This is a genomic window from Streptomyces sp. 142MFCol3.1, from assembly GCF_000424945.1.
GTDB lineage: Bacteria > Actinomycetota > Actinomycetes > Streptomycetales > Streptomycetaceae > Streptomyces > Streptomyces siamensis.
The window spans coordinates 219,217-238,362 of sequence record NZ_AUKV01000009.1 but is presented as its reverse complement, the minus strand read 5'-3'; the positions used below and the strand labels follow the sequence as shown (position 1 = coordinate 238,362).

At 68.5% G+C, this 19,146-nt stretch carries 15 protein-coding genes; 11 read left to right on the top strand and 4 right to left on the bottom strand.

The annotated features are described in order from the left end of the window. Window positions 1-404 precede the first annotated feature (404 nt). The gene (locus H305_RS0115430) at window positions 405-1,430 is read left to right on the top strand and encodes a hypothetical protein (protein WP_028801172.1); all 1,026 of its coding nucleotides are present in this window, start codon (window positions 405-407) and stop codon (window positions 1,428-1,430) included. Between the two features lie 88 nt (window positions 1,431-1,518). Here H305_RS0115430 and cynS read toward each other — a convergent pair whose 3' ends face one another. After that, complete coding sequence (gene cynS, locus H305_RS0115425) at window positions 1,519-1,989, bottom strand: cyanase (RefSeq protein WP_028801171.1); 471 nt, start codon at window positions 1,987-1,989, stop codon at window positions 1,519-1,521. Between the two features lie 271 nt (window positions 1,990-2,260). Here cynS and H305_RS46005 point away from each other — a divergent pair, with 271 nt between their 5' ends. Both H305_RS46005 and H305_RS0115415 read left to right on the top strand, forming a co-directional pair. Then, a complete protein-coding gene (locus H305_RS46005; RefSeq protein ID WP_051370607.1) occupies window positions 2,261-3,010 on the top strand; it encodes a LysR substrate-binding domain-containing protein in 750 nt (249 codons plus the stop codon). A gap of 125 nt (window positions 3,011-3,135) precedes the next feature. Further along, the gene (locus H305_RS0115415; protein WP_028801170.1) at window positions 3,136-3,576 is read left to right on the top strand and encodes a cupin domain-containing protein; all 441 of its coding nucleotides are present in this window, start codon (window positions 3,136-3,138) and stop codon (window positions 3,574-3,576) included. 387 nt (window positions 3,577-3,963) lie between these two features. Here the strand turns inward: H305_RS0115415 and H305_RS0115410 are convergent, their stop codons facing one another. Then, on the bottom strand, window positions 3,964-4,464 hold the full coding sequence (locus H305_RS0115410; RefSeq protein WP_028801169.1) for an AAA family ATPase: 501 nt from the start codon (window positions 4,462-4,464) through the stop codon (window positions 3,964-3,966). 611 nt (window positions 4,465-5,075) lie between these two features. Then, complete coding sequence (locus H305_RS46000) at window positions 5,076-5,747, bottom strand: hypothetical protein (protein WP_234020830.1); 672 nt, start codon at window positions 5,745-5,747, stop codon at window positions 5,076-5,078. Window positions 5,748-6,243: 496 nt separating this feature from the next. Between H305_RS46000 and H305_RS0115400 the strand changes: the two genes are divergently transcribed. From H305_RS0115400 to H305_RS0115360, 8 genes are all read left to right on the top strand, one after another. Continuing rightward, on the top strand, window positions 6,244-7,458 hold the full coding sequence (locus H305_RS0115400; RefSeq protein ID WP_234020828.1) for an SMI1/KNR4 family protein: 1,215 nt from the start codon (window positions 6,244-6,246) through the stop codon (window positions 7,456-7,458). A 206-nt stretch (window positions 7,459-7,664) separates the two neighbouring features. Further along, complete coding sequence (locus H305_RS55765; RefSeq protein WP_267880795.1) at window positions 7,665-7,796, top strand: hypothetical protein; 132 nt, start codon at window positions 7,665-7,667, stop codon at window positions 7,794-7,796. Between the two features lie 611 nt (window positions 7,797-8,407). Next, a complete protein-coding gene (locus tag H305_RS0115385; protein ID WP_028801167.1) occupies window positions 8,408-9,439 on the top strand; it encodes a LacI family DNA-binding transcriptional regulator in 1,032 nt (343 codons plus the stop codon). A gap of 594 nt (window positions 9,440-10,033) precedes the next feature. Beyond that, a complete protein-coding gene (locus H305_RS0115380; protein ID WP_028801166.1) occupies window positions 10,034-11,125 on the top strand; it encodes an ABC transporter substrate-binding protein in 1,092 nt (363 codons plus the stop codon). A 73-nt stretch (window positions 11,126-11,198) separates the two neighbouring features. Beyond that, window positions 11,199-12,758: a sugar ABC transporter ATP-binding protein gene (locus H305_RS0115375; RefSeq protein WP_028801165.1), complete on the top strand. Its 1,560-nt coding sequence runs from the start codon at window positions 11,199-11,201 to the stop codon at window positions 12,756-12,758. Then, on the top strand, window positions 12,751-13,713 hold the full coding sequence (locus tag H305_RS0115370) for an ABC transporter permease (protein ID WP_028801164.1): 963 nt from the start codon (window positions 12,751-12,753) through the stop codon (window positions 13,711-13,713). The genes H305_RS0115375 and H305_RS0115370 overlap by 8 nt, the downstream gene beginning before the upstream one ends. Next, window positions 13,710-14,744, top strand: coding sequence for an ABC transporter permease (locus H305_RS0115365; protein ID WP_107440030.1), 1,035 nt, complete (start codon window positions 13,710-13,712; stop codon window positions 14,742-14,744). The genes H305_RS0115370 and H305_RS0115365 overlap by 4 nt, the downstream gene beginning before the upstream one ends. A gap of 479 nt (window positions 14,745-15,223) precedes the next feature. After that, window positions 15,224-15,406: a hypothetical protein gene (locus H305_RS0115360; protein WP_028801162.1), complete on the top strand. Its 183-nt coding sequence runs from the start codon at window positions 15,224-15,226 to the stop codon at window positions 15,404-15,406. An 84-nt stretch (window positions 15,407-15,490) separates the two neighbouring features. Here H305_RS0115360 and H305_RS0115355 read toward each other — a convergent pair whose 3' ends face one another. Then, on the bottom strand, window positions 15,491-18,763 hold the full coding sequence (locus H305_RS0115355) for a glycoside hydrolase family 2 (protein ID WP_028801161.1): 3,273 nt from the start codon (window positions 18,761-18,763) through the stop codon (window positions 15,491-15,493). Window positions 18,764-19,146: the final 383 nt, after the last annotated feature.

Below are 19,146 nucleotides of genomic sequence, written 5' to 3'. Positions count from 1 at the left end.
GGCTTGGTCGGCATCGACGGGCTTCCCCTGCCGGCGGACAGTTCGAGCCGCGTCTTCACCGGCCCGCGGCCGGCTCCGGCATCCGCGATCTCGTCGACGGCCGATGCCGCCTGCGGGAGGCGTGCGACGGGTCGGCGGAAACCCTGCCTCAGCAGAAGGCGGTTGTGAGCGGCGCCGCTGGTGCAAAGGAATACCCGCTCCGGCGCGCGAAGCAGCGCCCCCGTGGCATGGCTGTCGAGCACAGGCCCGGGTACGGGCCTCGACCGTCACAGGCCGTGCGGCCCACTTCGGGGTTTGCGCGGCTGCTCGTGGCAATTCCGGCCCCGTACCGGTTCCGAGCGGCCGAGTGCTCGACCGGCAGGCGGGGCTGCCCCGCTGTCAGTGCCCCCTTCCATACTGGCGCAATGGAGATCACCAAGCAGACACTTGCCGAGGGCTGGCTGCGAACGGCCGCGCGACACCCCCTGCTCGACGAGGTCGCACTGCCGCCCGTGGCACTCTCGGACGACGAGTTCGAGGAGAGGGCCGAGCGCGCCGACGAGGCCGAGAACGGCAGCCTGTGCCTGCTCCTGGACGAGGACGGCACGCTGCACGGCCGTCACGGCCCCTACCGGGAGGTCTTCGCCACCCGCGACGTCGACCAGGCGCTGTACCTGATCGCCGAGTCCGCGATACGCCGGCACGGTGGCGGCCTCGAAGAGGTGGCCGGCGCGCTGGACCGCATCGATACGGCATGGGGCAGACGGTTCCGCAGTGGTGGCCTGGACGACACAGGGACGGTCGAGGCGTGCGGGCGGGATCCGTTGCAGGGGCTCGCCTGGATAGCCAAGTCCTGGCGAGAACAGGACCCGTACACGACGCTCGCCTTCTTCCGCGCGGCCCCCGGACGAACCGTCGACGCCGAGCGACTCGCCCTGCTGTACGGGGCCGATCCTGTGCAGGTCGCGGCCGGCATCCGCCTGAAGGACCTGCGAGCAGACGGCCGTGCCCACTGGGACCGCCAGTGGGAGAGCTGCTGTTTCGGACGGGCCGGCGGATGGACGTTCCTCCTGCACCACGACACGCCGCCGGGCTCCTATGCCGACAAGGAGGCGTACGCGGCGCTCGGGATCAAGGAGAGCGTGTGGCTGACCGCCACCTCTGCGAAGGCCATTTACACCTTCGACTACCTCCGCGACGGCCGACGTGTCGACGACGACTGGGGCGCGCTGGAGCTGATCTGGTACGAGCGCGGCCATGCCCCCTACCTGCGAGGTGGCGAGCTGGACTTCCTCAACCGTGCCGTGCGCCGCGCCGAGTTGGACCACCCCGAGGTGACCGGCACGTTCGAACTGTACTTCCACGCCCTGGAACAGTCCCTCGGGCTGCGTCTGCCGCGCGAGGACTTCGCGGAGGGAGAGGTGCGAGCCGCGTACTGGGCCAAGGAATAGCGGCGTGTGCAGGCCGAGCGCGTCACGAGGACACCGCCGGAGAGGAGCGGGCGGGGCGGAGAGGCCCCCGCCCGCTTGAGCGGCCGGGTCAGAAGGGCTTGGTCGGCAGGTACTTGCCGTCCAGGGTGATCACGGCACGCTCGCCCCCCTCGGGGTCGGCGACCTTCTTGACGTCCAGCTTGAAGTTGATGGCGCTGATGATGCCGTCGCCGAACTGCTCGTGGACCAGGGCCTTCAGCGTGGTGCCGTACACCTGGATCATCTCGTAGAAGCGATAGATGGTCGGGTCGGTGGGAATGCCTCCGGGAATGGAACCGCGCGTCGGAATCGCCTGGAGCTGCGTTGCCGCGTCCTGGCCCAGGTCCAGCAGCTCTGCGACCGCTTCGGCGGACCGCTTGGGCAGAGCGTGCTGGCCGAGCACGGCAGCGGTGACGTAGGCCACCGACAGGCCGGCGGCGTCGGCGATCTGCTGCCAGGTGACGTCCGTACGGTGCTTGGCTTCGACTGCAGCGTTGGCCAGGGCCTGACGGGGGGCGGGGTCGAACTGAACGTATGTCATGGCGGACATTCCTTTCGGGTGAATCGCCCTGCGCGAGAACGGGCAGGGGTGGTTCGGGGGCGTGGACAGTTGTCAGGCGGGCGAACAGGTCCGCCTTTTCGGGGAAAGGCGTCTCGCTGGAATCGGGTGACACCGCCGGTGAGGTCTTGCATGGCCTGGGTCTTTCGACTGGTCCTACCGAATCTGTCGGCCCTTTGGCCGCCAGACATCCACGATGCCCTGCCTGCGCCTATAGTTTCCAAGGCCTATCAACCATAAAACCTATTGAGCCATGTTCATCGGCTATTTCGTGGGACCGATGGCTGCCGAATTCCACACCAGCCATCCAGGTATTTCCTTGTCCCTCAAAGAGATGACCCAGGACCGTATGGAAGCGGCACTGCTCGCCGACGACATCGACCTCGGTGTCGCCTTCGACGCTCCGCATCAGCGGGGAATCCACGCCGCGCGCATGTTCACCAAAAGCCTGGGTCTCGTGGTGGGCCCCGACTACCCCCGGGACCTGAAATCCAAGGCGCTGGCCGTGCGAGATCTGGCCACGCTGCAGCTCGCGATCCTCGGCTCCGACGTCGCCACCCGTAGCCACATCGACTCCTACTTCGGACGGCACCGTGTCAGCCCACGCATCGCGATCGAGGCGAACTCCATCCAGGCGCTCATCGAAATCGGCCGACACACGACGCTGGCCACCGTGCTGCCCGAGACTGACACCGACGACCACCCTCAGCTCGCGACGGTCACCCTTGCCCGAGCGCACCGTGGTGCCACTCCGACGGCAGGGCGGCTACCAGAGCGCTGCATCCCAAGCTTTCGCCGACCGCACGTACCACCTCGCCGAGAGCCGCGGCTACGCCTCACCGCGGCCGGGGCCCGGATGACATGGTGCGATGCGTCCCCGGTGCCGCCCGGCTCCCGGATTGTGACGGCCGTCCACAGGGAGCAGGCTGGTGTCCGAGCTGTGGGCAAGGCAGAAGACGCTCGGCGTGTCACAGATGTGGGCTGTGTCCGGTCTTCATCGTGAGACAAGTCGTGCGAGCCAGGAACCGACGAACTCGGTCACTGTCGAACGAGTGGGCGGTACAGCGGTCCCGGAGGACGGTGGCCGCATGGTCGTTCGTTCCGGGCACGCTTTAGGAGGTGTGGCACATGTCAGAGAACCCAGTGCACGAGACCGCCCACGAGGGCCACGAGGGCTTGCCGCCCGAGATCACGGTTCTGCAGGAGGTCACTCCGCCCTTCTTTCCCGAAGGCGGCTCGGGAATGACCATCCTCGTCGAGTGGCCTCCCGGTCACCCCGGCGCTGCTCCGCATCGCCACTCGGGCCCCGCTTTCGGCTACGTGGTGGAGGGCGCGGTCCGGTTCGAGCTCGAGGGTGAACCGGAGCGCGTGATCAAGGCCGGTGAGACGTTCTGGGAGCCGGGCGGTGACGTGATCCACTACCAGGACGGCAACGCCCTGTCGGAGGCTCCGACCAAGTTCCTCGTGACCATGGTCTGCGCGCCGGGTCAGCCGATGCTCAAGTTTGTCGACGAGCAGGAGCTGAAGGAGCGGGCGCATCTGCGCGCGCCGCGTCCCTCTGAAAGCTGACTCGCGAGTTCGATACGGGGCCGAGCCCGGGATCCTGATCGCGGCGCCAGGCTTTGCCCACCAGATACGCCGGGTTGCAGCGTCGGCACAGAACATGATCCTGCGACCCGTTCCACCCCGTCGCCGTTCCGCTCGTGTACATACGCTGAGCGACGGACAGGAGCACACCGCTCGCAGGCAGCGCTGCGCTGGGCGAAGTCCTGGCGTGTCTGCGCGCGGCGGCCGGTGTTCCACTCCGAGGCCGGCCTCCAGCACGGCTTCGCCCTCGCGGTGGGCGAGGTCGCGCCAGAGGTAAGGCGCCGTATCGAGGTCCCGGTACCCGGAAGCGACGCGTCGGAGTACCTGGACCTACTACGCCTGAGACCGAGGTCCGTACGGCCGTCGAGTTCAAGAGTCATCCACGCCGCCCCAGAGGGGGGCGTCGAAGAGACGCTGCTCGTCACCCCCAGGCGCCTGGAAGTGCTTCACATACTCCTCAAGCAACTCGCGGGTGACCGGGACGGTGCCCGGCCCGCTCTCCCGGCTGCGGGCTTCGAGACGGCGGCACAGCTCATCGAGCGACGCAGCGAGGTAGTGCAGTTCAACAGGAACCCCGAGTGCGCGTGCCGCCGAACGCTTCTCGTCCCGCTCAGAACGTCCCCAGAAGCCGAACTCCAGGATCACCGTCTGTCCCAGCGTCAGCAGGTCCTGGGCATGTTCCCGGAAGCGCCCCTCGAGCCGGGCACGCGTTCGCTCATCGAACAGGTCGACACCGAGGTCAGCCAACCATTCGTCCGGGCAGAGGCGCACCGCTGGGATCTCTCCGGCCAGGCGCTTGGCCAAGGTCGTCTTCCCCGATCCCGGAAGTCCGCACAGCAAGATCAACCTGGGCTCGGGGCTCGTACCCATCAGGCCCCTCCAAGCCACCGCAGCAAGGTCATTCCGGCATGCTCGCGCAACGGCCTCATGCAACGGAAACGAATTCCGCCGACACCGTCCGCGAATTGCCCGACCCGCAGCCGAGAGCCGGGGCCAGAACTCGTTCCCTGAGCCCTGGCCCAAGATCGATGCCGGAAGCAAGCTCGGCGGCGCGAAAAGGACGCGGAGCCGCGCCAGTTGATCGAGCCTCGCCATCTCACGCAAGGGCTGTCCGAACATCAAGGGACTGGGCAAACCTCGCTACGTGGTGGAGCAGACCTTCGCCCTGCTCCACTACTTCGAACGCCTCGCAGTTCGCTGAGAACGCCGCACCGAACTCCACGACGCCTTCGTCTCCCTCGCCTGCAGCCTCATCTGCTACCGACGCCTCAAGCAGCGCCGATCACAAGCGGTGGTACGAGTTCAAGAAGTGCTCGACACGCGCGCGTACGGAGTCAGCCACGCAACGCGATGAAGAGCTGGTACCCGGTGATCCCAAGTCCGCCGCAGGCCATACCGAGGCCCACGACCGCCATCAGCGCCATCATGACCTGGCCGTAGAGGGACTGGCGGGCGGAGGCGCGGCTGGGGTTGCGCGGGTCCTAGCTGAGCTCCAGCTGCCGCCCGCCGGTCGGCTCCCGGTAGAAGTGCAGCCCGCCGTCCTGGTCCATGTACCGGTACACCTTGGTTCTGTTGGTGTAGTGGTCGAGTTCGGCCATCACCGTGATGCCGTGCTTGGGGAGGCGCAGCGCGTCGTACAAGCCTCGTCCCAGCGTCAGAGCCATGAATGCCCCCGCGCACGCGAAGAGCTGAAAGAACGGCAGCGCGATGGCCCACGTCGGCTCACGGAGCACCGCCACCGCCACATCGATCACAGCGAAGAGTGCGATCGCGGCGACAACGAAGAGAACTCGCTTCGACGCCCGCCGGGGGCGCCCCTCAGAGACTTCGGTGATCAGATCTTCGCCGTCGACGCGCGATCCTTCGGCCGCTCTCTCGGGCAGGCGGGCCTGCAGGGCGGCGCAGAACGTGACCACGGCTGCGGCGCTGGCATCGTGAACCGCGTACACGGCAGCACGGCGGTCGGCCGCTGCAGTCGTCAGTACGACCTCGAACGAGCGGTCGAGGCTGCGGACCGCTTCGATGGCCTCCAGCGGAATTCGCTCCACGCGCCCGTCCTGTTCCCACTGCACATAGTCGAATCCGCCCCCGAAGCGGGCGGTGGCACTGCTACCGCGCAGCACGAGGGATGGGAGGGCAGGCGTCGTCGTCATGTGCATACGACGGCTGAGATCAACAAACGTTTGCCCACCGCCGTGGCAGGCGCACGCCACAGCCTCAGGGCAGAAGGCGGCCCCACTCAGCGCTAGGGCAATCTTGGCCCCTGGCACCGCCCAGCCAAGGCGATGGTCCAGAGGCGAAGTCGTGCACCCAGCATCGGAGCCGTCCTGGCCGACTTCGACTTCCGCCCTCAGCCCGCGTGTGCTCTCCCAGCGCAGCCTCTGCCCCACCCGACCAGAACACTTGAACAAGATCGTGTTACGAGCTCTAAGGCAACACCGTTGCGTTACCGCTGTGACCTGCGGGGCAAAGGGGTTGGGCGAGGCAATGAGGTCACGGTAGCCCGGCCGGTCACGCGTGCTGTGGCACCGCCCGTGAGCCGAGCGATTCAACCCGAGGACGGCCGAAACGTCAGTCAGTGGGCGGGTCAGACCCCGAGCGGTGACGGTCCCAGTCTCAATGTCGGTGGGGGATGTCATCCTCGGCTCCATGGATCACTCTGCGCGGATCACCGCGTTCACAGGTCTCGTCGGACCGCCGCCCGGCCCGGCGCCCGCCGTCGACTGGGCGGCGGTCGAGGGCTGGCTCGGCACCCCGCTGCCCGGTGACTACAAGGCGCTCGTGTCGACGTACGGTGCGGCCGAGATAGGCGGCCCGGGTGCGGCGATCCGGCTGCACCCCCCGTGCGTCAGCACCGACGGCCGCTTCGAGTACGCAGCATGGATCGTCGAGACGCACCGGCACTCGGCGATCCGGCCCGGCATGTTCACCGCGCGTCGGCGCCCCTTCCTGCCCGAGGAGGGCGGCCTGCTCGCCTTCGCCACGACGAGGAGCGGCGACCACCTTTTCTGGAACACGGGCGCGTCGGACTACCCCGACGAGTGGCCGGTCACGCTCATGACCACGAATGTGGCAGTCGGGGTGAGCGAGCCCTGGGTGGACTACGAAGTCCCGTTCCTGGAGCTGCTGTTCACGCTGCTGCGCACCGGCGTGGCGCACCCGGGCGAGCCCGGCGGGCTGCTGGGCCCGCTGTCCTCACAGATACGAGTCTGGCCGCCGCTGGCCGGGGCCGCACCCTGGTCGCCACCGCCTGCGGGCACCGCCGTGGACGCGCGGCAGCACGCGGCGCTCACCGAGGGCTCGGGCCTCGACGCCGTCATGGCGCTGGTTCCACCGCCCCTGGAGCCGTATCTGGGCGAGGCCACATGGGAGCAGGTCTTCGAGCGGCTCGGTACCCGGCTGCCGCCGGACTTCGTGGCGCTCGCGGAGCGGTACGGGGCGGGCAACTGGAGCTGGTGGCTGGACATGAGCGCCCCACTGTCCCTGGACCGGCCACGGGAGCAGGGGCTCGCGGCCACCGTCGAGGGCATGCTTGACGGATACCGCCAACTGCGCGCCGCCCATCCCCAGTACTACCCGATGCCCGCGTGGCCCGAGCCCGGCGGCTTCCTGCCGTTCGCGTCGACGATCGACGGGGACCAGATCGGCTGGTGCGCGGACGGCCCGCCCGAGACATGGCGCGTAGCCGTCGACCCCCGCCACTGGGACCAAGGACCGCCCCTGCCAGGCGACTTCACGGCGACCCTGCTCACGTGGTTGCGCGGCGGCCCCGCCGAATCCGGCTTCCCCGGTCTGACCGGCCAGGACCTGCATCCGCTGGACGTCATGTTCTTCGAACCGTTCGGGCCGGGCGCGCCGTGGTGAAGGCCACTCGTTACCACGGGCTGGGGCCTCAGCACCGTTGCGTTAGGGCCATGAGCGGCTGTTGATGCCGTGGGCGAAGAACGCGACGGTGGTGCGGTTCCGGGCTTTGTGGGGGTGTTGTCCCGCGTTCGGGCCGTACTTGCTGGTGGGGTTCTTTCGGGTGCGGGCCTTCACGGCAGCAGCCGCAGCCGCTTCAGCTGCTGAACATGAGCGCCGGCCGGCTGTGGATCCACGGCCGTGAAGGCGAGTTCGTGCGGCCGGACAGGTCGGACTGGGTGAACTCCCCCACCGGGCACGTCCGCATACGCATCCTCGGCAACGGACAGGCACCGTTCTGACCGAGCACGAGAAAGTGACCGGCTGCCACGGTCCTGACATGCTCCTCACACGGTTGCCTGGCACGGACCGGGACCACTTCATCGCGCCGCTGGAACCGACACACTCGAAAGTCGGCGATCTTCAAGGACCTTTCCGGGGACCGGCATACAGCCTCCTGATGGCATCCTCCGGTGGGCTGCCGAATCGTCCCGGTGGGACCTGACTGAGCTGAAGCAACCGAAGACCGGATGGCGTGGCGCCGGCGTCTTCGTACCCTGCCGGGCCGAAGTCAGTAGTGTGACGGAACACCGGATACGCTCGCTTCGGCTCTGCAAAGGCCGAGCTGCCCGTGGTCGCCGAGCTGCTCGCAGCGTCATCGGAGTGATCATGACGAAGTACTCCCGCTCGCCGGCCTGGATCCGCATCGGATGCCCGGACGGCAAGCCGGACAGACGCCGATGGACCTCCTCAGGACTGCTGTCGCCCGGCGCCTTGTCAGTGCGACACAGACGCCTGTATAACGTTGTAAAGATCACGTACGGAGAGTCGGAGCACGGTACACGACGGTGACGCTGACGACCCCGTACCCGCACTGACCGGACCGGTCGGGACGCTGAAAAGGGGAAATGCCGTGCGGGTCAGCCTCAAGGACGTTGCCGCGCACGCGGGGGTCTCCATCAAGACCGTCTCCAATGTGGTGAACAACTTCCAGCACGTCACCCCCGCCATGCGCGAGCGTGTCCAGCGATCCATCGACGCGCTCGGCTACCGCCCCAACCTGGCGGCCCGACATCTGCGCAAGGGCCGTACAGGCATCATCGCGCTCGCCCTGCCCGAACTCGGCAACCCCTACTTCGCCGAACTCGCGGCCGCCGTCATCGACGCAGCCGCCGCACACGAGTACATCGTGCTGCTGGACCACACCGGGGGGCACCGCGAGCAGGAGGTCCTGGTCAGCCAGGGCTTCCGGGCTCGAGTCATCGACGGTCTCATCCTCAGCCCCATCGAGCTGGAGGCCGAGGACCTGCGCGACCGGGCGGAGAGCGTTCCGCTGGTGCTTCTCGGCGAGCGTGACTACGACCTGCCGTACGACCACATCGCCATCGACAACGTGGCCGCCGCCCGTGCCGCCGTCCGGCATCTGATCGGACTAGGGCGCCGAGAGGTGGCGTTCATCGGCGCTCGGCGCGGCCGCAGCGAGACCGCTCAGCTGCGTGTCCGCGGCTGGCGCGAGGAGCTGACTGCCGCCGGTCTGCCGGCCGACGACGGGCTCGTCGCGGCCACCGACGGATGGGGCCACGCGGACGGCGCCGACGCCATGCGTCGCATCCTGCAGTCCGGACGGCGTCCCGACGCCGTCTTCGCCTACAACGACCCCATGGCCATCGGCGCGATGCGCGCGCTCTTCGACTGGGGGCTGCGCGTTCCCGAGGACACCGCGGTCGTCGGCTTCGACGACGTGGTCGAGGGGCGTTTCGGCGCGGTGACGCTCACCTCCGTGTCGCCGGACAAGGAAGCCATCGGCCGACTGGCGGTCGAGTCGGTTCTGGCACGGCTCGGCGGCGACGAGGTGTCCGAACCGCACCGCGTCTGGGCGGAGTACCGCCTGGTGGAACGCGAGAGCACTCTGGGGCGGGCGGCCGGCGGCCGCGGTCCCATGTGATCCCACGGACCGCGCACGGGTGAATCCAAGGGCCCGCCCAGTCCTCCCGGGGCGGCCTGACGCGCGTGGTGTGACGGCTCCTCCGCCCCAGTGCCACCGGCCCGCGGCTTCTCCGTCTCAGTGCTACCGGCCCGCCCCCAAGCCGGCCGTGTGCCACGTGTTTTTGACGTGAAGTTTCCTGACGTTCCGTCAAAACAGCTCCTTCAGCGCGTGTTGCGATAGCGCACGCATGCGAGAGGGGCCCGCGTGCCGAGTGTCACGTTCCCGGACGACGCTGCCGCCATCGAGGGATCCGGTCAAATCGCAGAACTGCCGGACCTCTGACCACGTTTGCGGGTGCGCGTTCCTTGGTCAGCCCGCGCCCCGTCGCCGTCTCACCGGTTACGGCGGAGGAACAAGGTAGTTCGCGGCACGCCGCGCACGCTGTGTGCGCAGGGGGTTTACAGAGTCCTTCCAACGATGTAAAAACTCTGTGCGGCGGGCCGAACGTCCTTTCCCGCCAGGGGAGAAGCACTACTCAGCTGGACCATGCTCGACCTCTGCCTACTCACATCTCCCCAGTGCCCTTTCAGCGTCACCCGGATCGGGGTCACCATGCAGCGCACTACTCACCGTCGTCTCATTGCCCGTCCCGTGGTCGTCTCCCTGGCCGCAGCCGTGGCGTTGACCGCCACCTCCTGCGCCAAGTCGGAGGACGACGGGGCGAACGACACCACCTCCTCGGCCGCCGCCGACTCCGCGCAGAAGGTCGCCGAGCCCAAGCCGGGCAGCAAGACCTGCACCATCGACGCGTTCGGCGGAAAGAAGCTGGACCTCAAGAACGCCACCGTCGGCTTCTCCCAGTCGGAGAAGGAAGCCAACCCCTTCCGTATCGCCGAGACGCAGTCCATCAAGGACGAGGCGAAGAAGCGGGGCGTCAAGCTGCTGACGGCCAACGCCCAGTCGCAGTTCTCCAAGCAGATCAGCGACGTCCAGGACCTCCTGGCCAAGGGCGCCGATCTCCTGGTCATAGCCCCGCTCAACTCCGACGGCTGGGAGCCGGTGTTCAAGGCCGCCGCGGCGAAGAAGGTCCCCATCGTAACGATCGACCGCAAGATCAACGCTGCAGCCTGCAAGGACTATGTGTCCTTCATCGCCTCCGACTTCGTCGAGCAGGGCAAGCGCGCCGCCGACCAGATGATCGAGGCGACGGGCGGCAAGGGCGAGGTCGCGATCCTGCTCGGCGCCGCGGGCAACAACGTCACCACCGAGCGCACCAAGGGCTTCAAGGATCAGATCGCCAAGAAGGCGCCCGGCCTGAAGGTGGTCTTCGAGCAGACCGGTGACTTCGCCCGGGAGAAGGGCCAGCAGGTCACCGAGCAGCTCATCCAGTCGAAGCCCGGCATCAAGGGAATCTACGCCGAGAACGACGAGATGGGCCTGGGTGCGGTCGCCGCGCTGAAGGGCGCCGGCAAGAAGCCGGGTGCCGTCAAGATCGTCACGGTGGACGGCACCCGCAACGCCGTCAAGGGCATCGTGGACGGCTGGATCAGCGGCGTCATCGAGTCCAACCCGCGCTTCGGACCGCTGGCCTTCCAGACGCTCGACAGCTTCACCAAGGGCGACGAAGTGGCGCAGGACGTCATCATCGAGGACGGCGCCTACGCCCCGGACAACGCGAAGGCCGACATCGGCAAGGCCTACTGACCCTCCGCAGGGGCCCGCTCCCGCGGGCCCCTCCGTCCTCCCCCACTCCTCGCATCGCACCCTGGAGGAACAGGTGGCACCCCCCGCCGAAGTGCTCGCCGTCCGCGGGCTGAGCAAGACCTTCCCCGGCGTCCGGGCCCTGGACGACGTGGACCTGACCCTGCACGCAGGTGAGGTCCATGCCCTGATCGGCGAGAACGGCGCCGGAAAGTCGACCCTCATCAAACTCCTCACCGGCGTGTACCGTCCCGATGCCGGTGAGGTCGTGTTCCAGGGCCGTCCGGTCTCCTTCGCGACCCCGCTGGAGGCCCAGAAGGCCGGGATCTCGACCATCTACCAAGAGGTCAACCTCATCCCGCTGCTCAGCGTGGCCCGCAATCTCTTCCTGGGCCGCGAGCCACGCAACCGGTTCGGCGTGCTGGACATGGCCCGCATGAACCGGGAGGCCGAAGAGACCCTGAGCACCTACGGCGTGCGCGTGGACGTCCGCCGGCCGCTGCGCACCCTCGGGGTCGGCGCCCAGCAGATGGTCGCCCTGGCCCGTGCCGTCGCCACGGACGCGCGGATCGTCATCATGGACGAGCCGACCTCCTCCCTCGAACCCCGCGAGGTCGAGACCCTGTTCTCGGTGATCCGGCGGCTGCGGGGCGCGGGCATCGCCGTCGTCTACGTCAGCCACCGCCTCGACGAGCTGTACGCCGTGTGCAGCACGGTCACCGTGCTGCGCGACGGACGACGTGTCCATCACGGCCCGCTGGCCGACCTCGACCGGCTCTCCCTGGTGTCGACCATGCTCGGCCGGGACCTGGGCGAGGTCCGCGAGGAGGGCCTGACCAAGTTCACCGGCGACCACGCGGCTGCCGACGCCGAACCGGTCCTCGCCGCCGCCGACCTGACCGTGCCGCACAAGCTGCACGGTGTCTCCCTGAGCGTGCGTCCCGGAGAGGTCGTCGGTCTGGGAGGACTGCTCGGTTCCGGGCGCACCGAAACCGCCAAGGCCATCGCCGGAGCCCTGCCGCTGCGCTCGGGCGGTGTCACGGTGGCCGGGGTGCCGCTGCGCACGGGATCGACGCCGGCCGCCCTGCGCGCGGGCATCAGCCTGCTGCCCGAGGACCGCAAGAGCGAGGGCATCGTGCCGGGCCTGTCGGTGCGCGAGAACATCGCGCTGGCCGTACTGCCCCGCCTCTCCCGCTTCGGCCTGGTCTCCGAGTCCCGCGTCGACAGCATCGTGGACACGTTCATCGAACGGCTGCGCATCAAGACCTCCTCGCCGCAGCAGAAGGTCGGTGAACTCTCCGGCGGCAACCAGCAAAAGGTGCTGCTCGCCCGGTGGCTCGCGATGAATCCCAAGGTGCTGCTGCTCGACGAACCCACCCGCGGCATCGACGTGGGAGCCAAGGCCGAAGTACAGAAACTCGTCGACGAACTGGCCGCCGACGGCCTGGGCGTCCTGCTCATCTCCTCCGACCTGGAGGAACTCATCGAAGGGTCCGACCGCGTGGTCGTACTGAAGGACGGCTCCGTCGTCGGCGAGCTGGCCGGCGACGACGTCACGGAAGAGAAGCTGATGCGCACCATCGCCGGCGACGGCCCCGCGCAGGACACGGTCAAGGAGGCGGCCATCGATGGCTGAAGCCACCCTGCGCACCCTCCCGCTGGACAAGGCCCGCATCCTGCCCTGGCTCCAGCGCTACGGCGTCTATGCCGGCGTGGCGGCGCTCCTCGTCGTCAACTCCCTCATCACTCCGTACTTCCTGACCGTCGAGAACTTCCGCACCCAGGCCGTCCAGGTCGCCCCCGTCATCATCGTCGCCCTCGGCATGGCTCTGGTCATCGGCACCGAGGGCGTGGACCTGTCGGTCGGCGCGGTGATGGCTCTGGCGGCCTCCGTGACAGCCCTCTACCTCGGCTACGGCCTGCTGCCCGCACTGCTGGTCGTCGCCCTGTTCGCCGCCGCGGTCGGACTCGCCAACGGAGCCCTGGTCGCCTTCGTCGGGGTGCAACCGATCGTCGCCACCCTGGCCCTCATGGTCGGCGGCCGAGGACTGGCCCTGGTGCTGCTGCCTCAGCTCAAGGACCTCCAGAATCCCAACCTGGCCTCCCTGGGCTCCGGCGACCTCCTCGGCTTCCCCTACCTGATCCTCATCGCCGCCGCCCTGGCTCTGCTGCTGGCCTTCGTGATGCGTCGCACCACCTTCGGACGCCAGCTCCTGGCCATCGGCGACAGCCGCCCCGCCGCACAGCTCTCCGGCCTGCCCGTCCGACGCGTGCTGATCATCGTCTACGTCGTCAGCGCTCTCCTCGCCGCGGTCGCGGGCGTGCTCGCCACTGCCCGTCTCCAGGCCAGCGACCCCACCTCGCTGGGCAACCTGATGGAACTGTCCGCGATCACCGCGGTCGTGGTCGGCGGCACCCCGCTGACCGGCGGCCGCGTCAACATCGCCGGCACCGTGGCCGGAGCCGTCCTCATCCAGCTCCTCACCGCCACCCTCATCAAGCACGATCTGCCGCCCTCCTGGACCCAGATCGCCCAGGCCATCGTGATCGTCGCCGCCGTCTACGCGGCACGCGGACGGGGGAAGCGTTGACCACCACGAAAACGGACGCGCCCGTGACCATCGCGAGCATCGAACCGCCCCAGGACGCCCACCCGGTGGGCTCCGCCCGCTCCGAACGACTCAGTGCCCTCGTCCAGCAGCACGGCGCCCTGGCCGTCCTGCTGATCGTCTCCCTCGTGGCGTCGCTGTCCTTCGACTCCTTCGCCACCGGCGACAACGTCAGCAACATGGCGACCAGTTCCGCCTTCCTGGCGATCGTCGCCCTCGGCATGACCTTCGTGATCATCACCGGCGGGATCGACCTGTCCGTCGGCTCCCAGTTCGCCCTCGGCGGCGTCCTGGCCGCCTGGGGATCGCGACACGGCACCCTGGTGGCCCTGCTGCTGCCACTCGCCGTGTGCGGGCTGATCGGCGTCGTCAACGGCCTGCTGATCGCCCGCTCCCGCCTCGCGCCCTTCATCGTCACGCTCGCCGCCATGCTGGGCGCGCGCGGCCTGATGCTGGCGCTCACCGACGAGGGCGCCGACACCTACCTCATCGGCAAGGGCTCCTTCCTCGCCCGACTCGGCCAGGGCACCACCCTCGGCCTCGGCAACCCGGTGTGGATCGCGCTCGCCCTGTTCGCCGGCGGAGCTGTCGTGCTGCGCCGGACCCGCTTCGGGCAGCACGTCTACGCGGTCGGCGGCAACGAGGACGCCGCCGCGCTGATGGGCGCCCCCGTGGCCCGTACCAAGATCCTCGTCTACGCCCTGTCAGGCCTGCTCGCCGGACTGGCAGGCGCCCTCAACGCCGCCTGGCTCGCCTCCGGCGTCACCATCCTCGGCAGCGGCATGGAACTGGACGCCATCTCCGCCGTCGTCATCGGAGGCACCCTGCTGACCGGCGGACTCGGCTACGTCAGCGGCTCGCTCGTCGGGGTGCTGCTGCTGAAGGTGATCCAGAACGTCATCAACCAGATCGGTTCGCTCGACTCCTCCTACCAGCAGGTCGTCAGCGGTGCCTTCCTCGCCGTGGTCGTCATCGCACAGACCTGGCTCGGGCGCCGCCGGCAACTGATCTGACAAGCCCCGGACCCGGCGGCCGAGCCCCAATGACCCGGCCGCCGGGTCCGGTTCCAGACGGTCGGGCCTCCCCCGGCCGTCTTTTGCACGCGCCCGTCTCGCCACCCCACGCGTCGAGGAGGCACGACGCGTCGACCACGCGCAGGCCGAAGGCACCTCGTCTGACGAAGACAGCGAGCGTGGTGGGCAACCACCGCGCTCGCTGCGCTCGTCCTGGCGGCCGGCACAGCACTGACGGCCACCGCTTCCGCGGCCGCCGCACGCCGCGCATGGACACCCCACCCGGACCGGTGCCAAGCCGACGACCCGTCCCTCTACGACATCAAGGCCGGCCTGCTCCCCGGCACCTCCGCTGTCGACGCCGTCGGCAGCTGCACCGTATGCCCACCATCGCCGTGGCCGGCGTGGGCGGAGCGCAGCGCCCGGTGACAAGGCACATGCCGTGCCGGACAGCCCCGGAAGTCCGCTTGAGGGCACGGGTGAACTGGCGTTGGAACGTCACCAGCTACGACAGCATCGTCCTCATGAAGAACCTGCCGTCGGCGACCCTTTGTGGCAGGACGGACAGACCCCAGCTCTTCACGGAGATCGTCAACAGCGGCAGTGGCACGCTGCTGAAGAACGACGCCTTTGGACGATCGGCCCGGGCCTCGGGGCCGTGACTCCCGTATTGCCCGCACAGCAGTGGCCCCGGTGGCGGGAGGTCTCCCTCCCGCCACCGGGACCACGTTCATGGGCGCTGCCGGTTACGGCTTCTCCTCGCTGTAGAGGTCGCTCACCTCCTCGGCGGTCAGGGCACGGTCGACGGCGTGGACCTCGTCCACCGCGCCGTGCCAGAAGTCGACGTTCGAGCCGTCCCAGTGGGCGCGGCCGACGGTCAGCGGGCCGGTGCTCGGGAAGGCGGCGCCGCCGGTGGCCGTCGCCGCGAGCTTTCCGTCGAGGTACAACCGGATCTGGTTGGTGCCGGCGTCGCGTACGCCGACGAGGTGGTACCAGCGTCCCGTCTCCGCGGAGACGGGCACCTGGGCACGACGCTCATCGGGGGTGCTGAAGGCGAAGTTGCCGTGTCCGTACTGCAGGTAGAACGAGTTGGCCGTGGCACGGGAGTCCTGGCTGACCGCGGTGGCGTAGTTGCCGGGGATGCCGTCGAGCCGGACCCAGGCGGACACCGAGTAGCTGCCGCTGGTGTCGAGCACCGGGCCCGAGGTCTCCGCGTACTGCTTCTGACCGTCGAATTTCAGGGCGCTGCCGCTGACGCCGTCGGTCCAGGAAGCGCCCTCGCGCAGGGTGAGGGGGGTCCCGTTGGGGCCGGTGTCCTCGGCAATGGTGCCGGTGCCCTCGTCCAGGGTCCAGTGCCCGCCGCCCTTGAGTTCCTTCTGGCCCGCCGCGGCGCCGGCGGCGATGACCTTGAGGTTGATCTTCCGTACCTCGGCGGCATCCATCTTGATCTCGCGCCGGTCGTACGTGTACAGGCCGTTGAGCTCGTTCTCCAGGTCGGTGATCTGTGTGTACACCGAGCCGGAGAGTTCGGCGCCGGCCTGTTCGAGGTAGAACTTCTCGGTGTTCTCGACGTACCTGCGGGTCAGCTCCGCCTTGGTGGTGACACCGCTGTAGATCACCGTGGGGGCTCCCGGCCACATGTGGCCCGGGGACCGTAGCGTGAAGCCGCCGTGCTCGCCGTCCATGGCGGCCCGCTTGTCGTCGGGGAAGGGCGGGTCCTCGTTGTTGTAGTCGTGGTGGTCGATGATGTCGCCCTTGCCCGAGTCACCCTTGGAGTTGCAGCAGTTGACACCGCTGTGGGCGTTGACGACTCGGGAGGGGTCGGCTGCCTTGACGGCCTCGGTAATTCGGCCGGTCTCCTCGCGGTTCCACTCGCCCCAGCCCTCGTTGAAGACGATCCAGCCGATCACGGAGGGCGAGTTGTGGTGCTGGCGCACCGTCTCCCGGCCCTGGTCGACGAACGCCTTCTGGCCCGTCTCGTTGGTGAGGTTGCCGGAGACGAAGTCCTGCCAGACGAGCAGGCCGAGCTTGTCGGCGTGGTAGAACCACCGGGCCGGCTCCACCTTGATGTGCTTGCGCACCGCGTTGAAGCCGAGCTTCTTGTGCGCCTTGAGGTCGAAGGCGAGTGCCTCGTCGCTGGGCGCGGTGTAGAGACCGTCGGGCCAGAAGCCCTGGTCGAGGGTGGCGAGAGAGAAGATCGGCTTGTGGTTGAGGACGAGCTTGTTGAAGCCTCCCACCTTCTCGATGCCGATCTTCCGCATACCGAAGTAGCTGCGGATCTTGTCGCTCGACCTGCCGTCGGTGAGGGTGACGTCGAGGTCGTAGAGGTACGGGTCGTCCGGGCTCCACAGATGCTGCTTCGCCACGGGCAGGGTGAGCTGTTTGTCCGCCGCCCCGCTGATCTTGCCGACCACCTGACCGCGGGTGTCACGGGCGACGGCGTCCACACGGGCGGACGAGGAGGCGCCTGCGGCGTCGACCGTCACCGCCAGGGTGCCGGTGTCGATGTCGGGCGTGGTGACGACGTTCTCGATCGAGACGGGCGCCACGGGCTCCATCCACACGGTCTGCCAGATACCGGAGCTCTGTGTGTAGAAGATGCCGCCCGGGTTCGTGGACTGCTTGCCCATGGGCTGGTCCGCGCCACCGGTGTCGGTGACGGCGACCACGATCTCCTGCTTGCCGGTGCCCTTCAGGGCGTCGGTGATGTCGGCGCTGAAGGCGTTGTAGCCGCCGGTGTGGTCGGCGACCTTCGTGCCGTTGACGTAGACGCGGGCCTGGTAGTCGACGGCGCCGAAGTTGAGCTTGAGCCGGTTGGAGCGCTCGCTCTTGCCCACCTTCCAGCTCTCGGGCACGTCGATGAGGCGGCGGTAGAACATGTGGTCCTCGTGCCGTTCGAGTCCGGAGAGCTGCGACTCGACCGGGTACGGCACGATGATCTTCTCGTCGAGGTTCTTGCCGAAGACCGGCTGTTCCCCGGCCTTGGCGCCGCTGAACTGCCAAGGCCCGTTGAGGTTCCGCCACTTGGGCCGCTTCTGCTGCGGGCGCGGGTACTCGGGCAGCGGGTGGTTCTTGTCGACCTCGTCGCCCCACTTCGTGGTGAGGCGGTGGGTGGAGTCGTTCTCCGCGTAGCGGATGACCTTCGGCACGGCCTTGCCGCCGGTCGTCAGACCGCCCTCACCGTCGTAGGAGACCCGGACCAGCTGGTTCTTCTGGATGGGCTCCGAGAGGTTGACGTAGAGGGAGGAGGAGTCCCCGGGGACGGAGGTGACCGAGTCGATCGGCATGGCGGTCGTGTCGGCCTCGACCTTCAGATGGTCCTTGACCGCCTGGAGGCCGCCGACCCTGCCCTCGAAACGGGCGCGCAGCCGCCGCCCGTTCTCGGCCACGGTCGGCTCCACCGGGAAGACCTCGAAGTCGGACGGCGGGGTGAACGCGGACATCGGCACGATCTGCTTGGCCAGCGTCGGCGTCGACCAGCGCAGATACATGTTGGCTCCGCCGGTGTCCTGGAACAGTTCCAGGCGGAACGTGTGCTTCTCACCGGCGGTCAGTTCGACGGGCTGACTGGTCTGTTCCCGGTCCCAGTCGCCCACCCAGTGGTCGATGACGGGCTTGTCGTCGATGAAGAGCCGGAAGCCGTTGTCGCCGATGGCGTAGAAGGTGTAGTCACCCGTGGCCGGCGCCTCGATCTGGCCCGTCCAGCGGGCGGTGGTGTGCTCCGTCTTCCCGGTCAACTCCTTGAAGGTGTCGGTCAGACCGGAAAAGTTGATCTGCGGGTCGAGTGTCGTCCCACCGAGTTCGGCGAAGTCCCGGGCGCCGGGGGCCGACATGCTGAAGTACTCGCCCTTCAGACCGTGCGTCTGGACGGCGGCCTGTCCGGCGGCGAATGCCGAGGCACTGCCCGTCGACTCTGCGGCTGCCGCGGCGGGCAGCAAGCCGCTCGGCGGCAGCACCAGGGCCGCGGTGGCGAGCAGCGCCAGCACTCTGGCTCTGGGGCGGGTGTCGTGTCGTGTCATCGAACCTTTCCTCGTACAGAGGCCGTGACCGCGTCCGACCGCCGGGGCAGGGTTACGGGCTCCTGCGAGGAAGCCCGTAGGGAGAAGCTGCACACCGGCTGAGGCACGTTCGGCGAGGCGGCCTTTTCAACGTTGGAAACCCTCTGCCAGCGGTATGACAGCACGCCCTCAGGAGGCTGTCCAGACCTCGCGCAGCACTTCGTCTCCAGACGCCACCGCGAGGAGGTGGCGAGGAACCCCCGAAGTCGTCGGATACGTCAGGGCCGCTGTGGAGGGGGCCTTGCGCCCGTCAAAGCACCTCGGCAGAGCACGAGTTGAACCAGACGCCCCCTGGTCGGCCGCGCGCTGTCGAATGCACGAACGGGCCCGCGAGCGGGTGTTCA

Excerpts from the sequence above, each read along its gene's own strand:
- H305_RS46000 (WP_234020830.1), bottom strand. The coding sequence starts at position 5,747 with ATGACGACGACGCCTGCCCTCCCATCCCTCGTGCTGCGCGGTAGCAGT.
- H305_RS0115370 (WP_028801164.1), top strand. The coding sequence starts at position 12,751 with ATGGCTGAAGCCACCCTGCGCACCCTCCCGCTGGACAAGGCCCGCATC.
- H305_RS0115415 (WP_028801170.1), top strand. The coding sequence starts at position 3,136 with ATGTCAGAGAACCCAGTGCACGAGACCGCCCACGAGGGCCACGAGGGC.
- H305_RS0115400 (WP_234020828.1), top strand. The coding sequence starts at position 6,244 with ATGGATCACTCTGCGCGGATCACCGCGTTCACAGGTCTCGTCGGACCG.
- H305_RS0115380 (WP_028801166.1), top strand. The coding sequence starts at position 10,034 with ATGCAGCGCACTACTCACCGTCGTCTCATTGCCCGTCCCGTGGTCGTC.
- H305_RS55765 (WP_267880795.1), top strand. The coding sequence starts at position 7,665 with ATGAGCGCCGGCCGGCTGTGGATCCACGGCCGTGAAGGCGAGTTCGTG.
- cynS (WP_028801171.1), bottom strand. The coding sequence starts at position 1,989 with ATGACATACGTTCAGTTCGACCCCGCCCCCCGTCAGGCCCTGGCCAAC.
- H305_RS46005 (WP_051370607.1), top strand. The coding sequence starts at position 2,261 with ATGTTCATCGGCTATTTCGTGGGACCGATGGCTGCCGAATTCCACACC.
- H305_RS0115430 (WP_028801172.1), top strand. The coding sequence starts at position 405 with ATGGAGATCACCAAGCAGACACTTGCCGAGGGCTGGCTGCGAACGGCC.
- H305_RS0115410 (WP_028801169.1), bottom strand. The coding sequence starts at position 4,464 with ATGGGTACGAGCCCCGAGCCCAGGTTGATCTTGCTGTGCGGACTTCCG.
- H305_RS0115355 (WP_028801161.1), bottom strand. The coding sequence starts at position 18,763 with ATGACACGACACGACACCCGCCCCAGAGCCAGAGTGCTGGCGCTGCTC.